This is a genomic window from Psychrobacter sp. ANT206 (assembly GCF_056880555.1).
Map to the genome: position 1 here is coordinate 1,618,881 of NZ_CP096271.1, position 24,014 is coordinate 1,642,894.

At 42.9% G+C, this 24,014-nt stretch carries 14 protein-coding genes; 8 read left to right on the forward strand and 6 right to left on the reverse strand.

Annotated features, from left to right (window positions below):
- Positions 1-72: 72 nt before the first annotated feature.
- The 4 genes from M0221_RS06765 to M0221_RS06780 all read left to right on the forward strand — a co-directional run bounded on the left by M0221_RS06765 (position 73) and on the right by M0221_RS06780 (position 8,197).
- Complete coding sequence (locus tag M0221_RS06765; RefSeq protein WP_020443565.1) at positions 73-711, forward strand: phosphoadenosine phosphosulfate reductase domain-containing protein; 639 nt, start codon at positions 73-75, stop codon at positions 709-711.
- A 239-nt stretch (positions 712-950) separates the two neighbouring features.
- Positions 951-2,522: a siroheme synthase CysG gene (gene cysG, locus M0221_RS06770; RefSeq protein WP_483283338.1), complete on the forward strand. Its 1,572-nt coding sequence runs from the start codon at positions 951-953 to the stop codon at positions 2,520-2,522.
- Positions 2,523-2,659: 137 nt separating this feature from the next.
- Positions 2,660-4,213, forward strand: coding sequence for an exonuclease SbcCD subunit D C-terminal domain-containing protein (locus M0221_RS06775; protein ID WP_483283339.1), 1,554 nt, complete (start codon positions 2,660-2,662; stop codon positions 4,211-4,213).
- Positions 4,214-4,285: 72 nt separating this feature from the next.
- Complete coding sequence (locus M0221_RS06780; protein ID WP_483283340.1) at positions 4,286-8,197, forward strand: AAA family ATPase; 3,912 nt, start codon at positions 4,286-4,288, stop codon at positions 8,195-8,197.
- Between the two features lie 162 nt (positions 8,198-8,359).
- Here M0221_RS06780 and M0221_RS06785 read toward each other — a convergent pair whose 3' ends face one another.
- On the reverse strand, positions 8,360-13,219 hold the full coding sequence (locus tag M0221_RS06785; protein ID WP_483283341.1) for an NAD-glutamate dehydrogenase: 4,860 nt from the start codon (positions 13,217-13,219) through the stop codon (positions 8,360-8,362).
- A 447-nt stretch (positions 13,220-13,666) separates the two neighbouring features.
- Between M0221_RS06785 and purD the strand changes: the two genes are divergently transcribed.
- Positions 13,667-14,992 carry a phosphoribosylamine--glycine ligase gene (gene purD, locus M0221_RS06790; protein ID WP_483284766.1) on the forward strand — a complete coding sequence of 442 codons (1,326 nt, stop codon included), beginning with the start codon at positions 13,667-13,669 and terminating at the stop codon, positions 14,990-14,992.
- A gap of 298 nt (positions 14,993-15,290) precedes the next feature.
- Positions 15,291-16,685: an ABC1 kinase family protein gene (locus M0221_RS06795; RefSeq protein ID WP_483283342.1), complete on the forward strand. Its 1,395-nt coding sequence runs from the start codon at positions 15,291-15,293 to the stop codon at positions 16,683-16,685.
- A gap of 216 nt (positions 16,686-16,901) precedes the next feature.
- Here M0221_RS06795 and M0221_RS06800 read toward each other — a convergent pair whose 3' ends face one another.
- A complete protein-coding gene (locus M0221_RS06800; RefSeq protein ID WP_483283343.1) occupies positions 16,902-17,567 on the reverse strand; it encodes a DUF938 domain-containing protein in 666 nt (221 codons plus the stop codon).
- A 210-nt stretch (positions 17,568-17,777) separates the two neighbouring features.
- Here M0221_RS06800 and M0221_RS06805 point away from each other — a divergent pair, with 210 nt between their 5' ends.
- Together M0221_RS06805 and M0221_RS06810 are read left to right on the forward strand one after the other, a co-directional pair.
- Positions 17,778-17,975 (forward strand): DNA gyrase inhibitor YacG, encoded by a 198-nt coding sequence (locus tag M0221_RS06805; RefSeq protein WP_020443572.1) that lies wholly within the window; start codon positions 17,778-17,780, stop codon positions 17,973-17,975.
- 56 nt (positions 17,976-18,031) lie between these two features.
- Positions 18,032-19,213: an acetylornithine transaminase gene (locus tag M0221_RS06810; protein ID WP_483283344.1), complete on the forward strand. Its 1,182-nt coding sequence runs from the start codon at positions 18,032-18,034 to the stop codon at positions 19,211-19,213.
- A gap of 102 nt (positions 19,214-19,315) precedes the next feature.
- Here M0221_RS06810 and M0221_RS06815 read toward each other — a convergent pair whose 3' ends face one another.
- The 4 genes from M0221_RS06815 to M0221_RS06830 all read right to left on the reverse strand — a co-directional run bounded on the left by M0221_RS06815 (position 19,316) and on the right by M0221_RS06830 (position 23,999).
- Positions 19,316-20,215 carry a LysR family transcriptional regulator gene (locus M0221_RS06815; RefSeq protein WP_011513737.1) on the reverse strand — a complete coding sequence of 300 codons (900 nt, stop codon included), beginning with the start codon at positions 20,213-20,215 and terminating at the stop codon, positions 19,316-19,318.
- Between the two features lie 234 nt (positions 20,216-20,449).
- On the reverse strand, positions 20,450-20,851 hold the full coding sequence (locus tag M0221_RS06820; protein WP_483283345.1) for a hypothetical protein: 402 nt from the start codon (positions 20,849-20,851) through the stop codon (positions 20,450-20,452).
- A gap of 65 nt (positions 20,852-20,916) precedes the next feature.
- Positions 20,917-22,530, reverse strand: a complete 1,614-nt coding sequence (gene dnaX, locus M0221_RS06825) for a DNA polymerase III subunit gamma/tau (RefSeq protein WP_483283346.1) — start codon at positions 22,528-22,530, stop codon at positions 20,917-20,919.
- A 173-nt stretch (positions 22,531-22,703) separates the two neighbouring features.
- Entirely contained in the window at positions 22,704-23,999 is a 1,296-nt protein-coding gene (locus M0221_RS06830; protein ID WP_483283347.1) for a hypothetical protein, read from the reverse strand.
- Between the last annotated feature and the right edge of the window lie 15 nt (positions 24,000-24,014).

Genomic DNA, 24,014 nt, shown 5'->3' on the forward strand with positions numbered 1-24,014 from the left:
AATCATAAGCACTTATATTAGTTACTTTTCACTCTAATCATTTTTACATGAACTTTCATCAAGGAATCTACCATGAGCCAATTACACCCAAATCTAGATATCGATCAAGCCAACCAAGACTTGCAAGGTCAAACGCCAGAACAAATCGTAGAATGGGCATTAAGCCAAGCCAAAAACCCAATCATTACCACTAACTTCCGTCCTTACGAGTCAGCGATTTTGCATTTGGTCGCGTCGCTGCGCCCTGATATCACCGTATTGTGGGTAGATTCTGGTTATAACACGGATGCGACGTATCAATTTGCCAATAAAGTTATCCGTGATTTAAATTTAAACGTGATCACCTATATTCCTAAGCAAACTGCTGCCCATCGTGACGTGACGATGGAAGGTATTCCTGGTATTGATAACCCACTACATGATGAGTTCACCGATCAAGTGAAGCTTGAGCCATTCCGCCGCGCTTTAGATGAGCTAAAGCCTGATGTTTGGTTCAATGCTATTCGTAAAGATCAAACCGAATTCCGTCAAGGTCTTGATGTTCTTAGCCTATCAAAAGATGGTGTGTTAAAAGTAGCACCGTTATTCGAAAAAACAGATGCTGATCTAGACGTGTATCTTGAAGAACATAACCTACCTAATGAGTTTGATTACTTCGATCCGACTAAGGTAGAAGAGCATCGCGAGTGTGGCTTGCATACACAGTTGTAATTGCTAAATACAGAATTATGATTTAATGAATACAATGGATAAAAATCCCGCTTAACCGGTTTATACCGAGTTAAGCGGGATTTTTCAGTATCATGATTTTATATTGCTATTCCCTTTCTCAACAAAAACTACTTTTAATATCTCAAAAACGAATATACTAATGCCAATACATTACGTGAGCCTGCGCAACTGATAACTCATAATAGTAGTATATATTCAATTGAATGACTGGTCATACTATGAATACCTTTCCCCTATTTTTTAAATTAGAAGATCGTAAAGTACTGATTGTTGGCGGCGGTGATGTGGCATTACGCAAAGCTGATTTGCTGAGCCGTGCTGGCGCGTGTATCACTGTCCTTGCGCCAAGCATTAGCCATGAGATACAAGCCTTGCTCAGTGAGAGTAAGCACGCGCTGATTTATGAGAATTATAATAAAACCTATATGACAGATTCGCGCGTTATTATCGCGGCGACTGATGATGAGATGCTTAATCACCAAATCCATGCTGATGCCACTGAACTCAACATTCCGGTAAACGTCGTCGATACGCCGCATTTATGCGATTTTATCTTCCCAGCTATTGTTGATCGCAATCCCATCGTGATTGGTATCTCATCCAACGGTAAAGCGCCGGTGCTGGCACGTTTACTGCGGGCACGCCTTGAGACCTTGATTCCGCAAGGCTATGGTAAGCTTGCCAAGCTGGCTGGCGAGTTTCGAGGTGAGGTTAAAGCCAAAATTCCAACATTGACTGGGCGTCGGCAGTTTTGGGAGCGAGTATTTGAAGGTAAAGTCAGTCAATTGATGTTTTCCGGTAATGAAAACGAAGCCATTGCCCAATTGCAAACTGATCTGGATAACACAGCGGCAACTATCACTGCAAAAAATGCTACAGATGAATCAACAGAAGCCCAAAATACGATGGGCGAAGTTTATATTGTTGGTGCCGGTCCCGGTGACCCAGAGTTATTAACCTTTAAAGCACTACGCTTGATGCAGCAAGCGGATATTGTCTATTATGATGCGCTGGTGTCACCGCAAGTATTGGATTTGTGCCGCCGCGATGCCGATAAAGTATTTGTCGGTAAAAAACGCAGTAATCATGCCGTTGCACAATTGGGCATCAATGAGCTATTGGTTAATAGCGCAAAAGAAGGTCGGCGTGTGGTGCGTCTAAAAGGCGGTGACCCGTTTATCTTTGGGCGTGGCGGTGAAGAGATTGAAAGTCTGCGCTCTCACAATGTTCCGTATCAAGTAGTGCCGGGCATTACCGCTGCCAATGCCGCTGCTAGCTATGCTGGTATTCCGCTAACCCACCGTGACCATTCGCAGTCAGTACGTTTTGTGACAGGGTTTTTAAAGGCAGGCTCGCCTAATAATAACTTCAAAAGTTTTTTGAATACTGATGAAACAGTCGTATTCTATATGGGTCTGCATTCGCTACCGCGCTTGACGGAAGGTTTGATTGACGCTGGGCGTAGCGCAAAGACCCCGATTGCTATCGTCTCTAACGCCAGTATGTCCAATCAGCAAGTATTGACGGGTACACTTGCCAGTATCGTTGAATTACAAGCACAACATCAACTACCTACGCCTGCTCTACTCATCATGGGTGATGTCGTAAGCTTACATCATGATTTGGCCTGGTATAATAATAAAAAGACCTCAGAAAACGATAATAACTGGTTACGCGGCGGTACTGCTACGACACCAAAACCAAATCCTAACCAACAAGCACATGCGCTATCTATGATTGCTAATTTGGCAACAAAAGATGGTGATCTTGAGCAGTTAGTGATTGATTAAAAAGCCCCCTAAAAGCTCCTTTTTATTTAAAGCCCTGCCAATCTAGTGATAGGGCTTTTTTGTGATTGCAACAGAGCAAACTTCTCCAATCCTTGCTAGAATAATGGCTGTCTTTTTATTCACTACTAAGCCTCATTATGCCTGTATCTGCTGTTACGCCTCTGACTATCCTGCACACCTCTGACTGGCATTTGGGACGCAGGCTTTATGGACGTCTGCGCTATGATGAATTTGCCGCCTTTTTAAATTGGCTACAAAACACTATTAGTGCGCAGCAAGTGGATGTACTTATTGTCGCTGGTGATATCTTTGATACCATGACCCCGAGTAATAAAGCCCAAGCGCTGTATTACGAGTTTTTAGGCAAGGTTTCAAAGTCATGCTGTCAACATATCGTCATCGTCGCTGGCAACCATGATTCACCGACATTTCTAGATGCCCCAAGCAATGTCCTTAAGTTTTTAAACGTCCATGTCATTGGTACGGCTTGTGATGACGTAAATGACGAAGTGATGGTGTTGGATGATGCAGCCGGTACACCGCATTGTATTATCGCTGCTGTCCCTTATCTACGTGACCGCGACGTGCGTAGCAGTAGTGCTGGCGAGTCAGCTCAAAGCAAAGACGCCAATGTCATCGCTGGCATCTGCGCGCACTATGATGAAGTCGCAAAGATTGCCAACGCCAAACAAGCTGAATTATTAAAATCGCATAAGCGCCATATCCCTATTATTGCCACAGGGCATCTGTTTGCTGCCGGCGGCACCACTACTGATGATGATGGTGTTCGTGAGCTATATGTTGGCTCGCTTGGTAAAGTCTCCGCTGATATGTTCAGTGAAAGCTTTGATTACGTGGCGCTTGGGCATTTACATGTGCCTCAGCGCGTCGGTGGGCGTGAAACCATTCGATATTCAGGATCACCCATTGCAATGGGCTTTGGTGAGGCGCGCCAGCAAAAGCAAGTATTGCTCATACAGTTTGGCACGGGGCTAAAGAACAAAGAGCTAACGCTGGAAAATACCTCTGAGAGCAGCCCTCATCAGCTGAACAACATCCTTATTAACACTGATAAGACCGTAGAAAAAACCGCTAAAAAAGCAGTCAATCAGGCGGCAAGTTTTATGGATGACCTATTTGCTGATGTCGAGTCTTTAGAAAGCGATCAGCATAATGAAACGAGTATTGAAGAACCCTCTGAACAAACAGAAGTTATTCTAAGCACTCCTTTCACTTTACCCGCCACGCCACTGCATCATGATACTTCACGTCAGATGCAAGTTACCTCACTCCCTATTCCAAAGTTCCAAAACTTGGCGCAAGTATCAGGTGATTTGGAGACTATTAATCAAAAAGTTGATAAGGTTATTGAAGCTCTGTCTGATACAGAATCGGTCTGGTTAGAGATTATCTACACTGGTGATGAGGTGGTTAGCGAATTGCGTGAAAGTATTCAAGCGATGGTAGAAGGCTTGCCGTGTGAGGTGTTAAAAATAAAAAATACGCGCACTTATAACAAAGTACTTAATCAGCAACAAATCTCTGAAACACTACAAGACTTAAATGAACAAGAAGTATTTGAGCGTTGTTTAGCCACTCATAACATCCCTGACGAGCAAAGATTGACCTTGCGAGAGGCTTATGAGCAAATCGTTTATGATCTCCACCATGCAGATACTCAAGCTGAATAACATATAAAACTCATCAGCCTGATACAACGAACAGTAAATTATCACTACTATCTATAAAAATAAGACCCTGCCATGCGCCTAATTGAACTCAGACTTAAAAACCTCAACTCCTTAAAAGGCGAATGGCACATTGATTTTAGTGACTCCGCTTTTCTTAACGAAGGTATCTTTGCTATTACAGGGCAAACAGGCGCTGGCAAAACTACCATTTTGGATGCTATTTGTTTGGCTCTTTACAGTCAAACACCAAGACTTGGTGATATTACAGGCTCTACCAATGAGATCATGACCCAAGGTACAGGAGAGTGCTCGGCTGAAGTTATTATCGAGATTGACGCTAAACGATATCAGTGTTCATGGTATCAACACCGTGCTCACAAAAAAGCCAAAGGCAATTTACTACCGATTAAACATGAGATCAGCGAAGTCAAGTCTGGCAAGATTTTAGAAGAGAAAAAATCCAAAACCTCTGCTTATATTCAAACGCTTATTGGCATGGATTTTAGCCAATTTACCCGCTCCATCATGCTTGCGCAAGGTAGTTTTGCCGCGTTTTTAAAATCTGATATTGGGGATAGAGCGGCGATTTTGGAGAAAATAACAGGTACTGCTATCTATGCCAAAATCTCACTCAACGTTCATGAGAAAAAACGCTTGGAAGAAGATGTGCTCAGTAAGTTGCAGGCAGGCGTTGATGGGTTGTCTTTACTAAGTGTTGAAAACGAAAATTTGCTAGCAGCCGATCTAAAAGTATTGAATCAGCAGCAAAGCACGCAGCGACAAACCTTTAAGACATTAAGTGAGCAGCTACAATGGCTAAATACCATACAACAGCTACAAAGCAACCTGTCTATTTATCAGAGTGAGTTTGCAAGCGTCCAGCAAGCGCAGCAAGCTTTTATTCCAGAGGCTAAGCGTTTAAGTATTGCAAACAAGGCATTAGAGATTGATAGCCAGTTTCGTGAGCTTAGCTATCGCCGTGATACGGTCCAGAAGCTTGATATTGAGCAACAGAGTTTGCTAAGTCAAATCCCTGCCCAGCAAGAATCGCTGACGCAAGCTGCTTGCCATTTAGACAATGCCAATACGCTAGAAAAGCAAGCATCAGACAACCTTCAAATAAATTTGCCCCTCATCGCACAGGTACGCGAATTAGTCAGCAATATAAGGCAGCAGTCTCAATCCTTAGTGGAATACAACCAGCACAAAGAATTATTGGCAGGCAATGTACAGATATTAAGCCAAGCCATCCAAAGTCATCAGCAAACTGCCAATCGCACCAAAACTCAGCTAAATAATATCGACCAGTACTTTAGCGACCACCCAGAGATGAGCGACCTTGATACCGATATGACAATCTTTGATAGTAGCTGTCAACGATTAAGGGCGCTACTAGAAGATAATGCTGAGCTTTCAGCAACTAGGACTAATCAACATAGCCATGCCCGCCAGCTACAAGCTGATGTTGAGATACTATCCAAACAGCAAGATACTGATATTTTATTGATAGCGAAGCGGCGCGAGCAACTGCTAAAGCTACAACAGCAGCAAGCAATCATCACTCAAAACCAGCCCCTTGCCATTATGCGTAGTGAGCAAGAGCAAATTGATCCAATTATCATACAAATTGAGCAAGTGAGCTTTAAGATTACACAACGTTCTCAGCTGAGCAGTCAAATCCATAAAATCAATCTTACGCTACCAATATTGAATCAAGAACTGACGGTCTTAGACAACTTAATTACCACTCATCGCGCAGATATTCAGAGCACTAAACTTAAAAAACAAGACAAGCAGACGCACCTTCATCTACTGCAAAAAGTCGCAAGGCTTGAAGATTACATCGTGGAGCTCAAAGACGGTACACCCTGCCCACTGTGTGGCGCGCATGAGCACCCTTATGGTAAGCATCATCCGCTATTGGATAGCCAACTTGAAAATAAACAAGCGTTGCCACTAACACAGCAGACCCAGCAGCAAATAGCTGAGCTTGAGATACTCATTGAGCGTCTCGAACAAGCGTTATCTAAACATCATATCGACCATGCTACTAAAAATGAAACCATTAGCAACCAACAGCAGCAGTTAGATCCGTTACAGCAGCAGTGTGAGATGTTGAGCAACGACATTCAAGATAGTCTACTTTCACTTTTTAACGCCAATAAAAATTATTCCAAAGCGATTGCAGGGATTGTCCATCCGCTTTATCAACTGAGTGAGGATATCAATGCAATTGATAATGACGTTGAACGCCCATTACCTTTACTAAACAGCGTCAAACAAAAGCTACTCGAGCAAAAGCAGTGTCTTAAAGACTTATTGTTTCAATATGATGATCTGACGGCAAGCATGTCAACGCTAAGTATTGCTATAGAAAGTGATGAAAAGCAGCATCAGGCACTTATGAGTAAGATCAATAACCTAACGATGGATACCAAGCTACACTCGCAGAAAATAGAGACCATTGAAGATAAAATAGCCACCAACTTTTCGGCATTAACCCCTCTTACTAGCAGTATTCTAACTTTGGCAGATAAGTATCCGGCGGATAACTATGCAGAATACTTAAGTATCGATTTTAAAAAAGCAGACATTCAAAGTGCAATTAAGCAATTGGACGCTAGTATTGATGAGAAAACCGTATTAGATAGCAGCGACTATGAGCGTCATATTGATAGATTACGTCAACAGCGCAGCATGCTAAGTCAGCTAAAAAAATATTTTAACGAGCAAAAAAACAGCCAGCAACAGCTAACCAATACATTAAGTACAGTGAGCGCTCAAATTGATACTAAGCAAGCCCAGCTTTGCACGGATGAAAGCGCTCTACAGAACCTCGAACACTTGATAGCGGACAAAAAGATAGATCTTGAGCTGCTCAAGAGCAAAAGAACAGAGCTTTTTTCAGATAAAAACCCAGAATCAGAAGACACTCTACTGCGCCGCACAGTGGATGAGGCAAAAGCCGAACAAGCAAATACTCAAAGACAGCTAGACAGCACGCAACAAGTATTAGCACAATTGCAAAACAGGCAACGACAGCTATTGGCAGAATTGCAGTCTGCTATGACAGCCCTTAATACGCAACAAGCGGTATTTATGGAGCATCTAGCAGCGGCGCAATTTGTGGATGAAGACGCTTTTATCCGTGCGCGCTTACCTAAAGAAGCGCGTGATGCTTTACATACTCGTAAGCTTGCGATTGACAGCGCCTTGCAGCAGGCACAGTCACAGTTAGATAGCACTCAGAAATCATTAGAGCAGAACCTGTCTCTTGCTATGACGAATGTCAGCCAAGAAACGATTGCCGCTCAGCATCAACACATTCAGATGGAGATTGATCAGCTCAGCCAACAGATTGGTGCTATTGTTCAAAAGCTTAAAGACAATGAGAACCAAAAAGGTCAACAAGCAACGCAGCTTATAGCCATTAATGCGCAAAAAGAGAAATTACAAGTTTGGCAGCAGCTGCATACTTTAATTGGTTCAGCCGATGGTAAGAAATATCGCACCTTTGCTCAAGGCTTAACCTTTGAAGTGATGATTAGCCATGCCAATAGCCAATTACAAAAGATGAGTGACCGCTACTTGCTGATTCATGATGACAGCAATCCGCTTGAGCTTAATGTGATTGATAACTATCAAGGCGGCGATATTCGCAGCACCAAAAACTTATCTGGTGGTGAAGGCTTCATTATCAGTCTCGCGCTCGCTCTTGGACTATCGCAAATGGCCAGTCACAACATCCGTGTGGATTCGCTATTTTTGGATGAAGGTTTTGGCACGCTTGATGAAGAGTCGTTAGATATTGCTCTAGATACCTTGACAGGCTTGCAACAAGAAGGGAAATTGATTGGTATTATCTCTCACGTACAGGCGTTAAAAGATCGCATTTTGACCCAAATAAAGGTCGAAAAAATATCTGGCGGCTTTAGCCAACTCAGTGGTCAAGGATGTCGGCGCGTTATGAGGGATCAAGTATGATAAGTTAGCAGGATTGATGACGACATATGATAAAGAAGTACGTTTAAAGGCATTTATTAAATGATACTGGCACGGCTATTTAGCATAACAACATAAAAAACCACCGTTAATGAATAACGGTGGTTTTTTATAATCAAACTATCTATTTACTTACTCGATTCGCTATTTGGTCACTAAACCACTTAACTCACTCATCAAGACGGATAACGTTGAGAGGCTGATTTGGCTATCATTATTGCTATCAAGTTTATCCATCTCAGCAGTAACGCCGGCAAGCTGGATAGCATGACGCGACTTCCAATCACTGAAGGCTTGAATGGCATCAGGTTGAGTCAATAACGTCTCCATCAGCATACGTAAGCTGCGCGATACATCATTGGCAAGCGCATGACGGGCACGGCGATCCCAGTGGTCTTGCTGCGGCAAGATAGCAATATTATCAATCATCCAATCAAGCTGCAAAACGTGATAGGCCTCAAAGTATAAAGTGGCAATCTCATCAACCGGACGTTCGTACTGCTCTGCTAAGAGGGCAGCATCAAGGGCATCAACATGGTATGGCAACATTGCAAACATCGATGCATCATTGATAGAGAGACCATCTTCTATCAATCTTGTGGTATCGGCTTGCAAGTATTGTGAAAATTGCTGCTCAATAAATCCGCCTGATTTGGTTAGCTTTTCGACACTGTCTTCAAAACGGCTAATCATATCAGCCACTTGCAAATCTTGTCCAAAGGCATTGATAAACCAGACTACTCCGTTTTCGAGTGCATCGCGCAGACGCAGTTCAAGCTCAAGCAGCAAAGTGGCATCGACTTGATTATCAAGTGCTTCAAGCAGCTCCCATGCTTTTGAGACATGGAACACATCACGCGCAATGGCATAGCCGCGCACGATAGTGGCAAGCGTTTGTCCTGTTTCTTCATGCAGACGGAATAATGCTTCGATACCCAGACGGTTGACCACACTATTGGTCATATATGTACTGATGATTTCACGGTGTAAACGGTGCTCAGTCATCTCATCAAAGAATTTTGATGCCAGCTCATCGGGGAAATATTTGCGTAATTCATTAACGAAATACGGCGCATCCGGTAAATCTGAGAGCAGTAAGTTGTCATAAACCCACATTTTTCCGTAAGCCATCACAACGGCTAGCTCAGGATTGGTTAGACCTGTGCCAGATTTTTGACGTTTAGCAATCTCTTCATCTGATGGCAAATACTCAATCGCTCGATCAAGACGCCCTTCTGCTTCTAACATCTGAATAAAGCGCTGATGATCGCTTAAGTTTGCAGCTGCCCGGATTTGACTCAGCTCAATTGCTTGCGGTTGCAGATAGTTTTGACGCAGCACCAATTCGCTAATGGTCTCGGTCATGCTTTCAAGAAGCTCATTGCGCTGCTTCAACGTCATATCACCTTGCTCAACCACTTTGCCAAGTAAGATTTTGATATTGACTTCATGATCTGAGCAGTTGACGCCGCCTGAGTTATCGATAGCATCAGTATAAATACGTCCACCAGTTTGGGCATATTCGATACGACCTCGCTGCGTGAGGCCTAGGTTACCGCCTTCACCGACGATAGCCGCACGTAATTCGCCACCGTTGACACGTACGGCATCATTGGCACGATCACCTACGTCAGCATGACTCTCCTCACTACTTTTCACATAAGTACCGATACCACCATTCCAAATGAGATCTACTGGCGATTTTAGCAACGCGCTGATAAAGTCATTGGGTGCTAAGCTGTCATCTGAGATATCAAAAACCGCTTTCATTTCAGGGCTGATAGCAATGGTCTTGTCTTGACGTGAGAAGATACCACCGCCTTGGCTAATGAGAGACTGGTTATAATCTTCCCATGACGAGCGAGGTAAGTTAAATAAGCGCTCGCGTTCTGCAAAAGACGCTGCTGTATCTGGATTTGGGTCAATGAAAATATGCAGATGGTTAAAGGCAGCAACCAGTTTGGTATGGGTTGATCTGAGCATACCGTTACCAAAAACATCACCGCTCATATCACCAATGCCCACGACGGTAAAATCATCGCGATTTTGAATGTCCATGCTGCGCATACGGAAGTGGCGCTTGACCGACTCCCAACCACCGCGGGCGGTAATGCCCATCGCTTTGTGGTCATAACCAACCGAGCCACCAGAAGCAAAGGCATCATCTAGCCAAAAGTTATATTCAGCAGATAAGGCATTAGCTATATCAGAAAAGGTTGCCGTACCTTTATCGGCAGCGACCACCAAATACGGATCATCTTCATCATGACGTACGGTATTGGCTGGCGGGACAATCGCACCATCGACGATATTGTCGGTCACATCAAGCATACCGCGAAGAAATGTCTGATAGCAGGCAATACCTTCAGCTTGGAACACATCACGACCATCCGCCATCGTTTTGGTTTTAACGATAAAGCCGCCTTTTGAGCCAACCGGTACGATAACGGCGTTTTTGACCATTTGTGCTTTAACCAGACCAAGTACTTCAGTACGGAAATCTTCCATACGATCAGACCAACGCAGCCCGCCGCGAGCGACTTTACCGCCACGCAAATGCACTGCTTCAACGCGTGGTGAATAGACAAATATCTCAAACATCGGCTTAGGCTTGGGTAGATTTGGAATGTCTGCTGCCAAAAACTTAAAGGACAAACGATCTTTACGCTGCCCATTCGCCTCTCTTTGATAAAAGTTGGTACGTACCATGGCGTTAATTAAATCCAAGTACCAGCGGAAGATACGGTCTTCATCCAAGCTACTGACACCTGCTAATGCGGTGGTAATCTGTGCTCGAATCTGGCTGGTTTTGCTGGCACGTTCCTCTTCACTATAGTTAGGATTCATTCGTGCATCAAATAAACTGCCTAATGCGACACTGATGTCACTATTTTTGACCATAGTTTGTTGAATATAGACGTTTGAGAACGGTGCTTTCGCTTGCATCATATAGCGTGACAAGGCGCGCAGTACCACCACATCATAAGTATCTAACTTGGTGGTCAATACCAATTCGTTAAGCGAATCACTCTCAACCTGTCCTGCCCAAATTTGCTTTAAGCTGTCTTCAAACTGTGCACGCACCACTTGCATATCAATGGTATCAACGTGCTCTAAGACCAGCTCATACTCCTGCATCCAAATAGGTTGCTCAGGTAAATCAAACTCATAGGTCTGCGCTGAGATAACTGAGACCCCGAAGTTCTCTAGTACGGGTAAGACTTTAGATAAGATAACTGCTTTTTGACGACCATATAGCTTTAAATGCAACTGATTGCTTGCGTCACCTGTCGATTGATACAAGTGCCAAATCATCGGCTGCTCATCGCTAAGTCCAGCCAAACGCTTGGTATCTTCAACGGCAGTACGTGCATCGAATCGCTCTTGGTAAGCGGCAGGGATATAACTTAAAAATCTGCGCGTCAAAGCATTGGCATGCTGCTCACCGACATTATCCAGCAGCATTTTTTGATAGTTATCACTCCATGACTGCATCAAAAAAGACAGCTTGGCTTGGAGCGCAGCGGTATCCACCTCATGTACTTGACCTGGCACTGTACGGACATGCACATGGACGCGGGCATGTTCAGATTCGTTAAACTCCGTTGTAAAGCCTGAAGATGTACCACCATAGGCTTCTTTTAGGACGTTCTGTACCTTGATGCGAAGTTCGGTATTGAATTTGTCACGCGGAATATAGACCAAGCAGGAAACAAAACGCTGGTAATGATCGATACGGCAAAATAAGCGTAGGCTTTTTTTGTCCTGTAGTTGGCTAATTCCTAGTACCGTCGGGTAAAGATCTTCAATGCTGGCTTGAAACAAGTCATCGCGCGGCAAGGTGTTAATGATATGCATCATTTTATGATACGCATGACCATCACGTGGTAGTTTTGCCATCGCCATGATTTTATTGGATTTTTCGCGTAATAATGGAATTTGTTGCACGCTTAGTTGGTAAGCTTGTGCTGTAAAAAGACCAATAAAACGATGCTCACCGATGAGCTTGCCATTATCATCAAACTTATGAATGCCCAAAAAATCCATATAAACTGGGCGGTGTACTGGCGATACTCGGCTTGATTTTGACAATACCAATACTTGCGGCGCTGTTAGCAGTCTTTTTAGATTGCTTGGCAGCTCGTCAAAGCTTTTTGAAAGCTGGTCTTCACTACCGCCACGTAATAGCCCAAGCCCACTATTACCAATAGAAAATAAATCCAAATCACTACGGTCGTCTTGGTTGGCTATATTGCCAGCATTATTAACCTCGATTCTGTGCCCGTCTTCTAAGCGGTACTCTCGATATCCCAAAAAGATAAAGTGATCGTCCAAGACCCAATCTAAAAATGCTTGAATCTCTTGTTGAGAGTAAAATACTTCCGGCAGTGTTTTTGTAGCAAGTTCCGCTTTTATATCGGTTAGCTTGGCACGTATCTGCTGCCAGTCATCAACGACGACATCAAGGGTGTCTACTTTTGCCAGCAGCATCTGTTTTAATGCCGCCAATTCATCATTGTCTTGATAAGAGATTTCACAATGAATCAAAGACATGTGTGAGGTGCCACTTTCTTGAGCGCTTTCAACTTTAGTGATCGCGCCATTTTCATCGCGTTCGACATTGACGATGATATGATAAGTACGATGCACATCGATGCCTTGCTCTTCAAGACTCATCAATAGCGTGTCGACCAAAAATGGTCGGTCATAGGCAACGATTTGGATAACAGTATGTGAGCTGTGAAAATGCTGCTCTTCTGCAATGGGGTTTAATATGGCAAGCTGCGGATGGCTACGATCATAGGCTTTTAATAGCGTAAAATGATGCAGCGCCATCCCAGCCAAATCAGCATTACTGATGTCCTTTGCAGTCTCTTGATGCAATGGCTGATAGTAGCTATGAATAAAGTGGTCAAATAATGATTTGTCCGCTTGTACATAACTGGTGGCAATATCGCTTATCTGGCTGATCCGCTCTTTTGCGATATTTAGAGAGTTTGGCATATCCTTTGTCCTTGCGCTTTTTTATAAGCTTCTTATTTAGGTGTTATGTCTTATGTATTGTGAATAATTAAGTGTGAACTTATTGATCATTAGCAATCATGGTTTGTCTGACTCCCGCTATATGAACTATTTTGTGAGGTTTAACAGGTCTATGAGTAAATAATTTCACTCAAGGCTATCTCTCAGGTGGAATTGTAACGCACCTGCTGTCATAGCTAAAGCGTACAACATCATTTCATGAATCAGTAAGATGTCGATAACATTTACTAATGAGACGATTGTGATCTGATACGGCTGAATATAGACGGACAGGCGCATAGCTATGCCACATAGTCATGACAAGGGCGGCGTTTTTTTGTTAGAATAGCGCAGAATATTGGACAGTATTTTGCTGGCTCGCTATTAACTCACTTATTATGAATTTTAATGCTAAGGGCAAGAGGTATGATGAATATTTTGGTGATTGGTTCAGGTGGTCGTGAACACGCACTAGCATGGCAGTGCGCAAAAGATAATAATGTAAAAAATATCTATATCGCACCCGGTAATGCTGGCACCGCCCTTGAACCCAAATGCCAAAACGTCATTTTGGAAGACGCTACTGATGCAGGCGAGCACAGCGCTGTTATCAAGTTTTGTCAGAATAACGCTATCGACATGGTCATCGTTGGTCCAGAAGCACCGTTGGTAACAGGCATTGTCGATGCTTGTCGTGCTGCTGGCATCAAAGCTTGGGGTCCAACAGCGTATTGCGCGCAGTTAGAAGGCTCAAAGACTTTTGCCAAAGAATTCATGGAGCAAAACAATATCCCAACGGCAGCTTATCAGGGCTTTACCGACGCAGTAGCGGCAAAGGCTTATATCGATGAGCAAGGCGCACCTATTGTAATTAAAGCGGATGGTCTTGCTGCCGGTAAAGGCGTCATTGTTGCTGAAACGATCGAACAGGCGCATGAAGCCATTGACGATATGTTGGCAGATAACAAGTTTGGCGATGCCGGTAGCCGTGTGGTGATTGAGCAGTTTTTGCAAGGCGAAGAAGCCAGTTTTATCTGTATGGTCGATGGTGAAAATATCCTGCCAATGGCAACCAGCCAAGACCATAAGCGTGCTTTTGAAGGTGATGCGGGTCCAAACACAGGCGGCATGGGTGCATATTCTCCTGCTCCAGTTGTCACTCAAGAGGTTCATGATAAAGTCATGGCACAAGTGATTCAGCCTGTTGTAGATGCGATGAAAGCTGCCGGTCATCCTTATACCGGATTTTTATATGCTGGACTCATGATTGATGATGCGGGCGACCCGTATGTGATTGAGTTTAACTGCCGTTTTGGCGATCCGGAGACGCAGCCTATTTTGATGCGTTTACAATCGTCGATGGTTGATTTGGTTGCACAAGGACTCGAAGGTAAATTACCGAGCGAAGCCAACTGGGATGAGCGCCCTGCCCTTGGTATTGTTGTCGCCTCAAAAGGCTACCCTGAAACTTCATCGAAAGGTGATGTGATTGCAGGCTTGCCAGAATTAAATAATGAGAATCAAAATTCGGTAAAAGTCTTTCATGCAGGCACGGCTTTTTCTAATGAAGATGCCCTTAGCAATGAGAAAGAAGTCGTGACCAATGGCGGTCGCGTATTATGTGTGACTGCATTAGCAGATAGCATCTCAGATGCACAGCAAGCAGCATTAACGGTCACTGCTGCTATCAGTTTTGATGGTGCTCATTATCGCCGTGATATCGGTCATCATGCTATTGCCCGTGAAAACATTTAAATAGTAGTGATAAGTAGCACCTACCTATAACGACTTTTGATAAATTCGACCTAGCGTGATGCTGGGTTGAATTTTTTGATGGGTTATAGTTTTTAAAGGCTGCTAAAACTAACAGGCAAAAAATGCTTAAGAATTTCAGCATGCTAGCCTAAATTACAAAGTAAATAACGTCGCTTGACTAAGCTGCAAAACCTGCCTTCTTTATATGATACAATTCTGTACACTCATAGCACATCTCCCTTGTATTGTAGGTACATCACCCACAAATCAATACCAACTCGATGAAATGACGATATCTATGGCAAACAATACCTCTAGGTCTTCTAATAATAAGCAGTCTATCGATAATTTAAAAACCTCGGGGTTTGATCGTCGTATGTCGATTGCCAAAACCTCATTGAACATCGGTCGTCGTTGGGCAGGTAATAGTGTGTCTGGTATGTTTCTCAATAAAGAAACACGTACAGCACGTAACCAGATTTTTATGGAAGAACAGGCGCATTATTTGGCAGAAGAGCTTGGTAAATTAAAAGGCTCTGTCGTGAAAATTGGTCAAATGCTGGCGATTTATGGTGAGCATATCTTACCACCTGAGATTACCCGTGCCTTACAAACGCTTAATGATGATACAGCAACACTTGCATGGCCAAAAATCGAGCAGAATTTACAGGATTTATTGGGCAATAAGCTGCAGGAGCTTCAGGTTGACCCTGTCCCTATTGGTACAGCATCCCTCGCCCAAGTTCATCGTGCAACCGTTATAGCCACGGGTGAGCAAGTGGTATTAAAGATTCAATATCCGGGTGTGGCTGATGCGATCAACTCTGATTTGGCTCTATTTAAGAGCCTATTAAAGGTTAGTAATATCGTTCCACAAACCCGTTCACTCGATGCATGGTTTGAAGAGATACGTGATTTATTACATCATGAAGTCGACTATGAGGCGGAAGCTGACACAACAGAGCGGTTCTATAACCGTTTGATTGACGATGCACGTTATGTTGTACCTAAAATTAACCGCCATTATTCGACCAAGCGCTTACTTTGTATGTCTTATGAGCCGGGTATCAGTGTGGTTTCTGACGCATTGCAACTACTCCCTCTTGAGCGTCGAAACGCCATCGGTCAGGCGGCTATCGAAATCATGATACAAGAGATTTTCGTTTGGGGTGAGATGCAAACGGATCCAAACTTTGGTAATTACCTTGTCCGTGTCGCACGCGACGAAACCGAAATTGATAAACTGGTCTTATTAGATTTTGGCGCGATTCGGCAGTTCGATAATAACTTATTGACGATTGCTCATAATTTATTACGTGCCGGTTATTATCATGATCATCAATCTATGATGAGTGCCATGACTGGTTATGACTTTTTTGATACCATGAGTGATAAAGTACGTTCAGATATCGCCTCATTGTTTTTGTTGGCAACTGAACCTTTTAGTGATCCTGTGATAAACACTGATATGCCTGCTAATTGTCTAGATGACCAACAGCGCTATATTTGGGCTAAGAGTAAGCTGCATACTCGCCTCTCAAATGATGCGACACAAGCGATGCAGTCTTTCGAGTTCAATCTACCACCTAAAGAGTTTATGTTTATCAGTCGGAAATTTATCGGTGCTTATACTTTTTTGACTGTGCTTGATGCTCGTACGGATTCTAATAATTTAGTAAAACCGTTTTTATAAACTTATTTTAACGTACTTAGTTAACGGATTTTTGAACCGCTTTTTTTGAACCGCTTTTTTTGAACCGCTTTTTTTGAACCGCTTTTTTTGAACCGCTTTTTTTGGGGCGGTTTTACTTATTATGATTTTAGTTGCTTAGGCTATTTTACAGTTTTAACTTAACCTTAGCGCTTGATAGGAAATGTAATTCTTTTATTTTTTGCTTAGGCTATTACCTTAAACACTTACATCAGCTATCATCCACTTATCGAATCTGGTTTGATAACCTTCAGGCTTCTTCATGCTTAACTCCCAACAGGTTTCTTGCCGTGCTAAGTATTTAACTTCAAAATGTGTACGCTGACTGCTGCTTGCAACCTGACTACGCGTATTGGGCAAACACCATACCTCATTTGCTTGATGCTCAGCATTGTCCATATATGTTTCGATGTTGGTTGCCAATATTATCTCCCCGTCTACCTGTAAACGTGACAGTAAAAACTCAAAAAACGGCATATTAAGCCATTGTTGATTAGGATTGTGCTGCTCAGGATTGGGATATAAGATATAGATACTATCGATACTATTTGGCGCAATTGCATGTACGATCCATGCAATTGCATCAGCATGAATAGCGGTCAAATTGGCAGAATTCTGCTGCGCTGCCAATTTCTCAAATGCCTCAAACTTATTGCGAGTACGCTCAATCGCAATCAGATGCTTATCAGGGTTTTGCATGGCAAAGCTTAAGGCATGCTTGCCCTTCCCTGCGCCAATCTCCAAAACGAGTGATGTTTTAGGTTTAAGTGCTGCGTCTGGCATCACAAAATCACGTGGTGCTGAGAGTCGTTGAGGTTGAAATGCCCGCTCTTGCTGATGTGAAAGCTCAAGGTTGTCAGTCATTTGCTGTCCTTAAAATATTTGTCATTTGTCATTATTCGGCTGCATGCTATTATATAGTCAATGCAACCCAATAGTAATATCACGATATCGATTACTCATCGACAAATAGCTTTCTCAATCAGATTACTAGAGCAATGATTTTAAAATCAATCATTGCTTACTTTTTGAGGATACTTTGTTGATAAAACCAAGGATCTCTCTACTTTTATTATGACCGAATCTACTTCTAACGCCAGCCCTTCACCTAAAACGTATCCTTGTCCAGAATGCGGTAAGCAAACCACATGGCAAGATAATAAATATAAGCCATTTTGTAGTCATCACTGTAAGCTGATCGATCTTGGCGCATGGGCAAACGAAGACTATACATTGCCTGCTGAGTCCACGCCGTTTTCTGATGAGCTATAGTATTAAGCCCTTTACCCTCTTACTTTTATCACTTTATGATTCCAAGGATGCTGTACATGTCTGCTACTTACCTGATGCCCACTTATCTTCGTCAACCTATCAGTTTTACCCGCGGCTCAGGAAGCTGGCTCTATACTCAAGATGAGACGCCTTATCTAGACGCATTGACTGGTATCGCGGTATGTGGTTTAGGACATTGCCATCCACAAGTAACCGAAGCTATTCAACAGCAGGCAGCAACATTGGTTCATACCAGTAATTTATTTGGTATAGACTGGCAAGAGCGTGCTGGTGAAGCATTATGTAATGCCGCGCAAATGGACAGTGTATTTTTTGCCAATAGTGGCGCTGAAGCAAATGAAGCAGCACTAAAATTGGCGCGTCTATACGCGTATCAGCAAGGATTTAAGCGTCCAAAAGTCATTGTGATGGAGCAATCTTTCCATGGTCGTACCTTATTATCATTATCAGCAACTGCCAACCCCAAAGCGCGTGAAGGCTTTTACACTTTAGATAATGATTTTATCCGTGTGCCATTTGGGGATATTGCCGCCATTGAACAAGCAGCTCATAACTATGAGGATATTTGCGCGGTATTCGTAGAGCCTATTCAAGGTGAAGGTGGTCTTAATACGGCAGCTAACGGCTTTACTTACCTTGAGCAGATACAAGCCGTATGCGATACACATAATTGGCTGTTCATGCTCGATGAAGTGCAAACCGGCAATGGACGAACAGGTAAGTATTTTGCTTATCAGCATAGCAGCGCACGCCCTGATGTATTAACGACGGCTAAAGGCTTAGGTAATGGCTTCCCTGTCGGTGCCTGTATGGTACGTGGTCGCGCCAATGGCTTATTTGGAGCTGGTAGTCATGGCTCAACCTATGGCGGCACACCGTTAGCCAGTCGTGTGGTACATAGCGTATATGACGTATTGGCGAACAGTGATATCATGCAAAACGCCGTCAACGAGGGACAGTTTATTCGTGATAGCATGGTTGATGCATTTGGACAATATGGCGTCAGCAGTCGCGGCGCTGGGATGATGATTGGCATTGCCCTGCCTGAAGACATGGACTGTAGCAAGCTTGTCGATCGTGCTCGTGATGAGCAGAAACTTATCATCAATATCACAGGCGGTCATGTGATTCGTTTGCTACCACCACTTAATATGAGCCGTGATGAAAGCTCACAAGTGGTTGAACGCTTGGTTAATTTACTAAAACCCTCGTTTTAAACGTCTGTTTAACCAAAACATAAAAAGCCTATAGATAATTTGTCTATAGGCTTTTTTCATTATTAATCAATCAGCTTTATTAGCATTTAAATAAACTAAACCTTAGTTTGCATGAAAGTATTTTTTTAATACCTCTAAGCAGCGCGTGATTTTTGCAGGCTGTTGCTCACGGTTTAAGGTTACAGCATATAGTACAAAACTTGGCATCTGGTAGCCGGTCAAAACTTCGACCAAGTTGCCCGATTCTAGCTCTTTTTTGACATCCATTTCCATCATTCTAAGAATACCATGACCTTCTTTGGCGATGGTCATTGCCATAAAGACATTATTGGTATGGATACGCGACGTCATTTTGATACGTGTTTTTTTACCAGTCTCAGTCTGAGTAAGCTCAACATTATTTGTATCCTTCATGATATCAATACAGATAAGATGATGATCTGCCAAATCTTTCGGCGTTTCGATTTTCTTATGCTGACGTAAATATTGTGGTGAAGCGACCAACATTTGACGCACATCAGATAACGGATGATTGCTAACAGTTGAGTCGTTGATATTGGGGCTCATACGTATCGCAATATCGATTCGCTCATCAATCATATCAATATAATTATTATCTGCAAAATAGGTGATACTAAGATCATCGTGCGCTGACATCCAAGTCGATAGTGCTGGCAAAATATGATTGACACCAAGCTCTGGCGTTGTTGCAATACGCAAACTACCTGCCAATTCATCACGTAATTGATTGACTTTAATTCGACCTTGCTCTGCCGCACTTACCACATCTTTTGCCGCTTCATAAAAGCTAGCACCCGCTTCTGTTAAGCTGAGCTTACGGGTTGAGCGATGTAATAACACCACACCAAGCTCGTTCTCTAAAGAACGTATTTGCTGACTGACGGCGCTGGTGGTGATACCAAGCTCACGGGCTGAACCACTAAAGGAGCCGTGTCCGACCACACTAGCAAACACAGCCATACCACGTAAATTATCTAACATATTCTCATCCAAGCTGCTTTTTAGTTGTTAATATAACTTAACCATTATAGCGGATAATGATAAATCTTACAGTTTTTTAATATTAAACTCAGAGTAAGATGTGAGCGCCCCTTAATCAATAAAGGTAAAAAAATCAAGGTGATATATCAATATCGCCTTGATTTTTTAATAGATACAATATTTTTAATAAAGTGCTAATTTTTATAAACTATCAATTAATAAATGTATGACTGTTTAATATAACTGAACCTTGCCCATTTTGCCTTCGCCGCGCTCGGTTAAATATTGCATCACTGGCGTATTAAACAATCTTGATTCTGCCACTGTTTTAGCCTCAACGAGACGTTTTTGTTGACGACGCTCTGGGGTTTTATCATCGGCTTGCGCGATACTGCTATCAATTCGTAAACTGATGGCGGCATCAGGGAATTGTACCTGCATCTTTGTCGCTAGCTGCTCAAAGGTTGCCTGCAAATGCTTACTATCGACTGCTGTGACAAAGATGGCTTCGGCATTACAGCTGCCTGTCATCATACCTTGACGAGCAAGCGCCAATTCATCTTGAGCCAAACTAGCGGCTTCACGAGCAGTTTGTAGCCAATAGTCCCATTTTTCTGGTGTCCACTCACCTATCAATTCTTGCGGCGGACAACGCAGAAGCGCACGAGGGTCTTCAGATTGACTGAATAATTGAGAATCATTTACCTCGGGTTCAACAACGGGTTCAACAACGGGTTCAACAACGGTTCAACAACGGGTTCAACAACGGGTTCAACAACGGGTTCAACAACGGGTTCAACAACGGGTTCAACAACGGGTTCAACAACGGGTTCAACAACGGGTTCAACAACGGGTTCAACAACGGGTTCAACAACGGGTTCAACAACGGGTTCAACAACGGGTTCAACAACGGGTTCAGGCTGATTATTGGACAATTCTAGCGTGTTATAAACGCTAGAATTATCGTACTGGCTTAAATGACTAGCCTCGTCATTTGAGTAATATTGCTCATGTTGAGTAATACTATTATCAGCGCCAACATCCTGTTTATCATTGACACTTATATCAATATTCTCATAAACGATATTATCAGATTGAGTTTGTAATTCTAATGATGATGACACTGGCTCAGTGATTAACGTAGCGCTAAAGACAGTGGTAGTAGGTTTTTCTATAGCCGTTACTGTACTATCAGGTACATTGGCTAATATCTCATCAACCGGTAAGGGACGAAAAGCTAAAAGACGTAAAATACACATCTCAAGTGCTTGCATCGGCGTACTGGCAAGCTTGACGCCTTCCCGTGCTTGTACCACAATTTCATAATAAAGCTGTAATACGTCAGGGCTCATATGCTGGGCAAGCTGATCGATATGCTGTGCTTGCGCTTCATTGACATTGAGAGCGACTTCGGGCAGCAGCTGACACAATGCCAACTGATGCAATAGCTCAGCGAGTCCGTCAAACATACTGCTAGCATCAACCATTTGCGCACGCATCTGCTCGATATGGGCAGCGACAGCAGGCTTATCATGATTATAGATATCTGTAATTAAGCTCACTAAGTCGGCCGCATCAATCAAGCCGAGCATCGAATTAACGGTCACATCATCAAGCGCACCTTGGCCAAAAGCAATGGCTTGATCGGTCAACGATAAAGCATCACGTACCGAGCCTTTTGCCGCACTAGCCAATTGCCAAAGTGCAGGCTGTGTATAGCCTACTTGTTCTTGAGTTAGAACATTGGCTAAATGCTCACTGAGCAAGCTTTGCGACAAAGGACGTAATACGAACTGCAGACAGCGCGAGATAATAGTAATCGGCAGCTTTTGAGGATCCGTAGTGGCTAATAGGAACTTGACATGCTCAGGCGGCTCTTCCAAAGTCTTAAGAAGCGCATTAAAACTGTGTGTCGACAGCATATGCACTTCATCAATCAGGTAGACTTTATAACGGCCTTGGCTTGGCGCATACGGCACATTATCCAGTAGCTCGCGCGTATCTTCAACTTTGGTACGAGAAGCTGCATCAATCTCAATCAGATCAATAAAGCGCCCTTGATCAATCGCCACGCAATTATCACACACGCCACATGGGGTACTGGTAATGCCAGTATCACAGTTCAAACATTTAGACAAAATACGGGCGATGGTCGTTTTACCGACACCGCGCGTACCCGTAAATAGATAAGCATGATGCAGACGATTGTAATCAATCGCATTGATCAACGCCTGTGAGACATGCGTTTGCCCAATCAACTCGTGAAAGTTTTCGGGGCGGTATTTGCGGGCTAAAACTTGATATTGCTGCGTCATAATGAATGCCAAGGTAAGTCGTAAAAATATAAGTAAAGCATCAAATTAGCAATTTATCTTAAAATCAGTTATCGAAGCTGAATGACAAAAATAAGTGTCGAGCCTAACTATTGAACCTAACTATCCAAACCAAGCATCAAAAACAGCTATCAAACTTAAGTCTCAAAACTAAGCTATGATTGAGCTCTCAATTGAGCCAATTTTTGATATAAACGCTGCGTATTCGCATCGATAAGCGATCCATGCTGATGGAAAGCATCAAGATATACTTCGGTATTCACGCTATCTTCACAAGGTCTGACATCGATACCAATTAAAAACAGCTCTTGCATAACGGGCTGCTGCATTTGGGCGTTGAGCTCAAATAGCAAATCTTGATGACCTGCACGAACTTTATCTGCACTTAACGAGCTATTGCTATCTTGCGCATAAAATACCATTAAATAATGGCGACCAAATACATTGTAAGAGTGCTCATAGCGCACATAACCTGTCCAGCGCGATTCTTGGTCAATTGTTCTATGGGCCAATATTTTTTCTATTAAACACGCATAGGTGTACATGGATTCATCGACCAAAATATCAACCTGCTCTTTTGGTAGTGGGTTACCCGCTTCATAACAGCTTTTGATTAAACTATTAAAAAGCTTGTACCACATTCGAGTATTCTTCTGAATCTCTGCCATCAGCGCTGCCGCAAACTCAGTTTGGTCAGGCTCTGCTGCTTTTATCAATCGTGGTTCAATCTGTGCTATCAATTCATGACTAACCAATTGCTCTTGAACTTCAATCGCCCTATGATGAAAATCTGGCGATTGTAAGAACTGCACAAGCAAAGTCGATTCATCTGCAAACGTCTCAAACCCAGTCAGTTTACTGCGATGAAACGCTAGATAGGCGGTCAAATCACTTGGCGTTACCAACTGGTTTAATATCTCAGCAAAGTTCTGGTAGCTAAATACTTGTAGAACGCTGTGTTCATCGTCCAAATCTAACACACAATCTTCAGCAAAGAACTGACTGCCATACTCATAACCAACCGCATAAGATGGCGATGATGAATACTGGTTTTGTAGATTATTATGATCGTAATCTTGATGCTGAACTGAAAGTGATGTTAATCCAATAAAATATACGGGTTTATTAGATGTCGCTTCATTTTTATGAGTGATAGCTTTATCGTTTTTGAGATAAAGATGTGCATGTTGCTTGATAAGCTGATTGACAACTTCTTTTCTCCATGTACGAACTTGACTAGTATCAATGCCTTGCTTACTTGCCTGCATCACGACATCATTGACAATAAGATAAATCGTCGCATTAGAGAACTTGAAAACAAAATCATAACCCTGAAAATATTCAGGGCTAGTGATTTTATTTTCTGATAAGTCATACAAAGACAAAAAACTCTGTTGAATCATCTGTTGCCAAATCGAGGGCGTTACTTGCTGATTGTCCATAGTATGCATAATGTCCCTATTAAT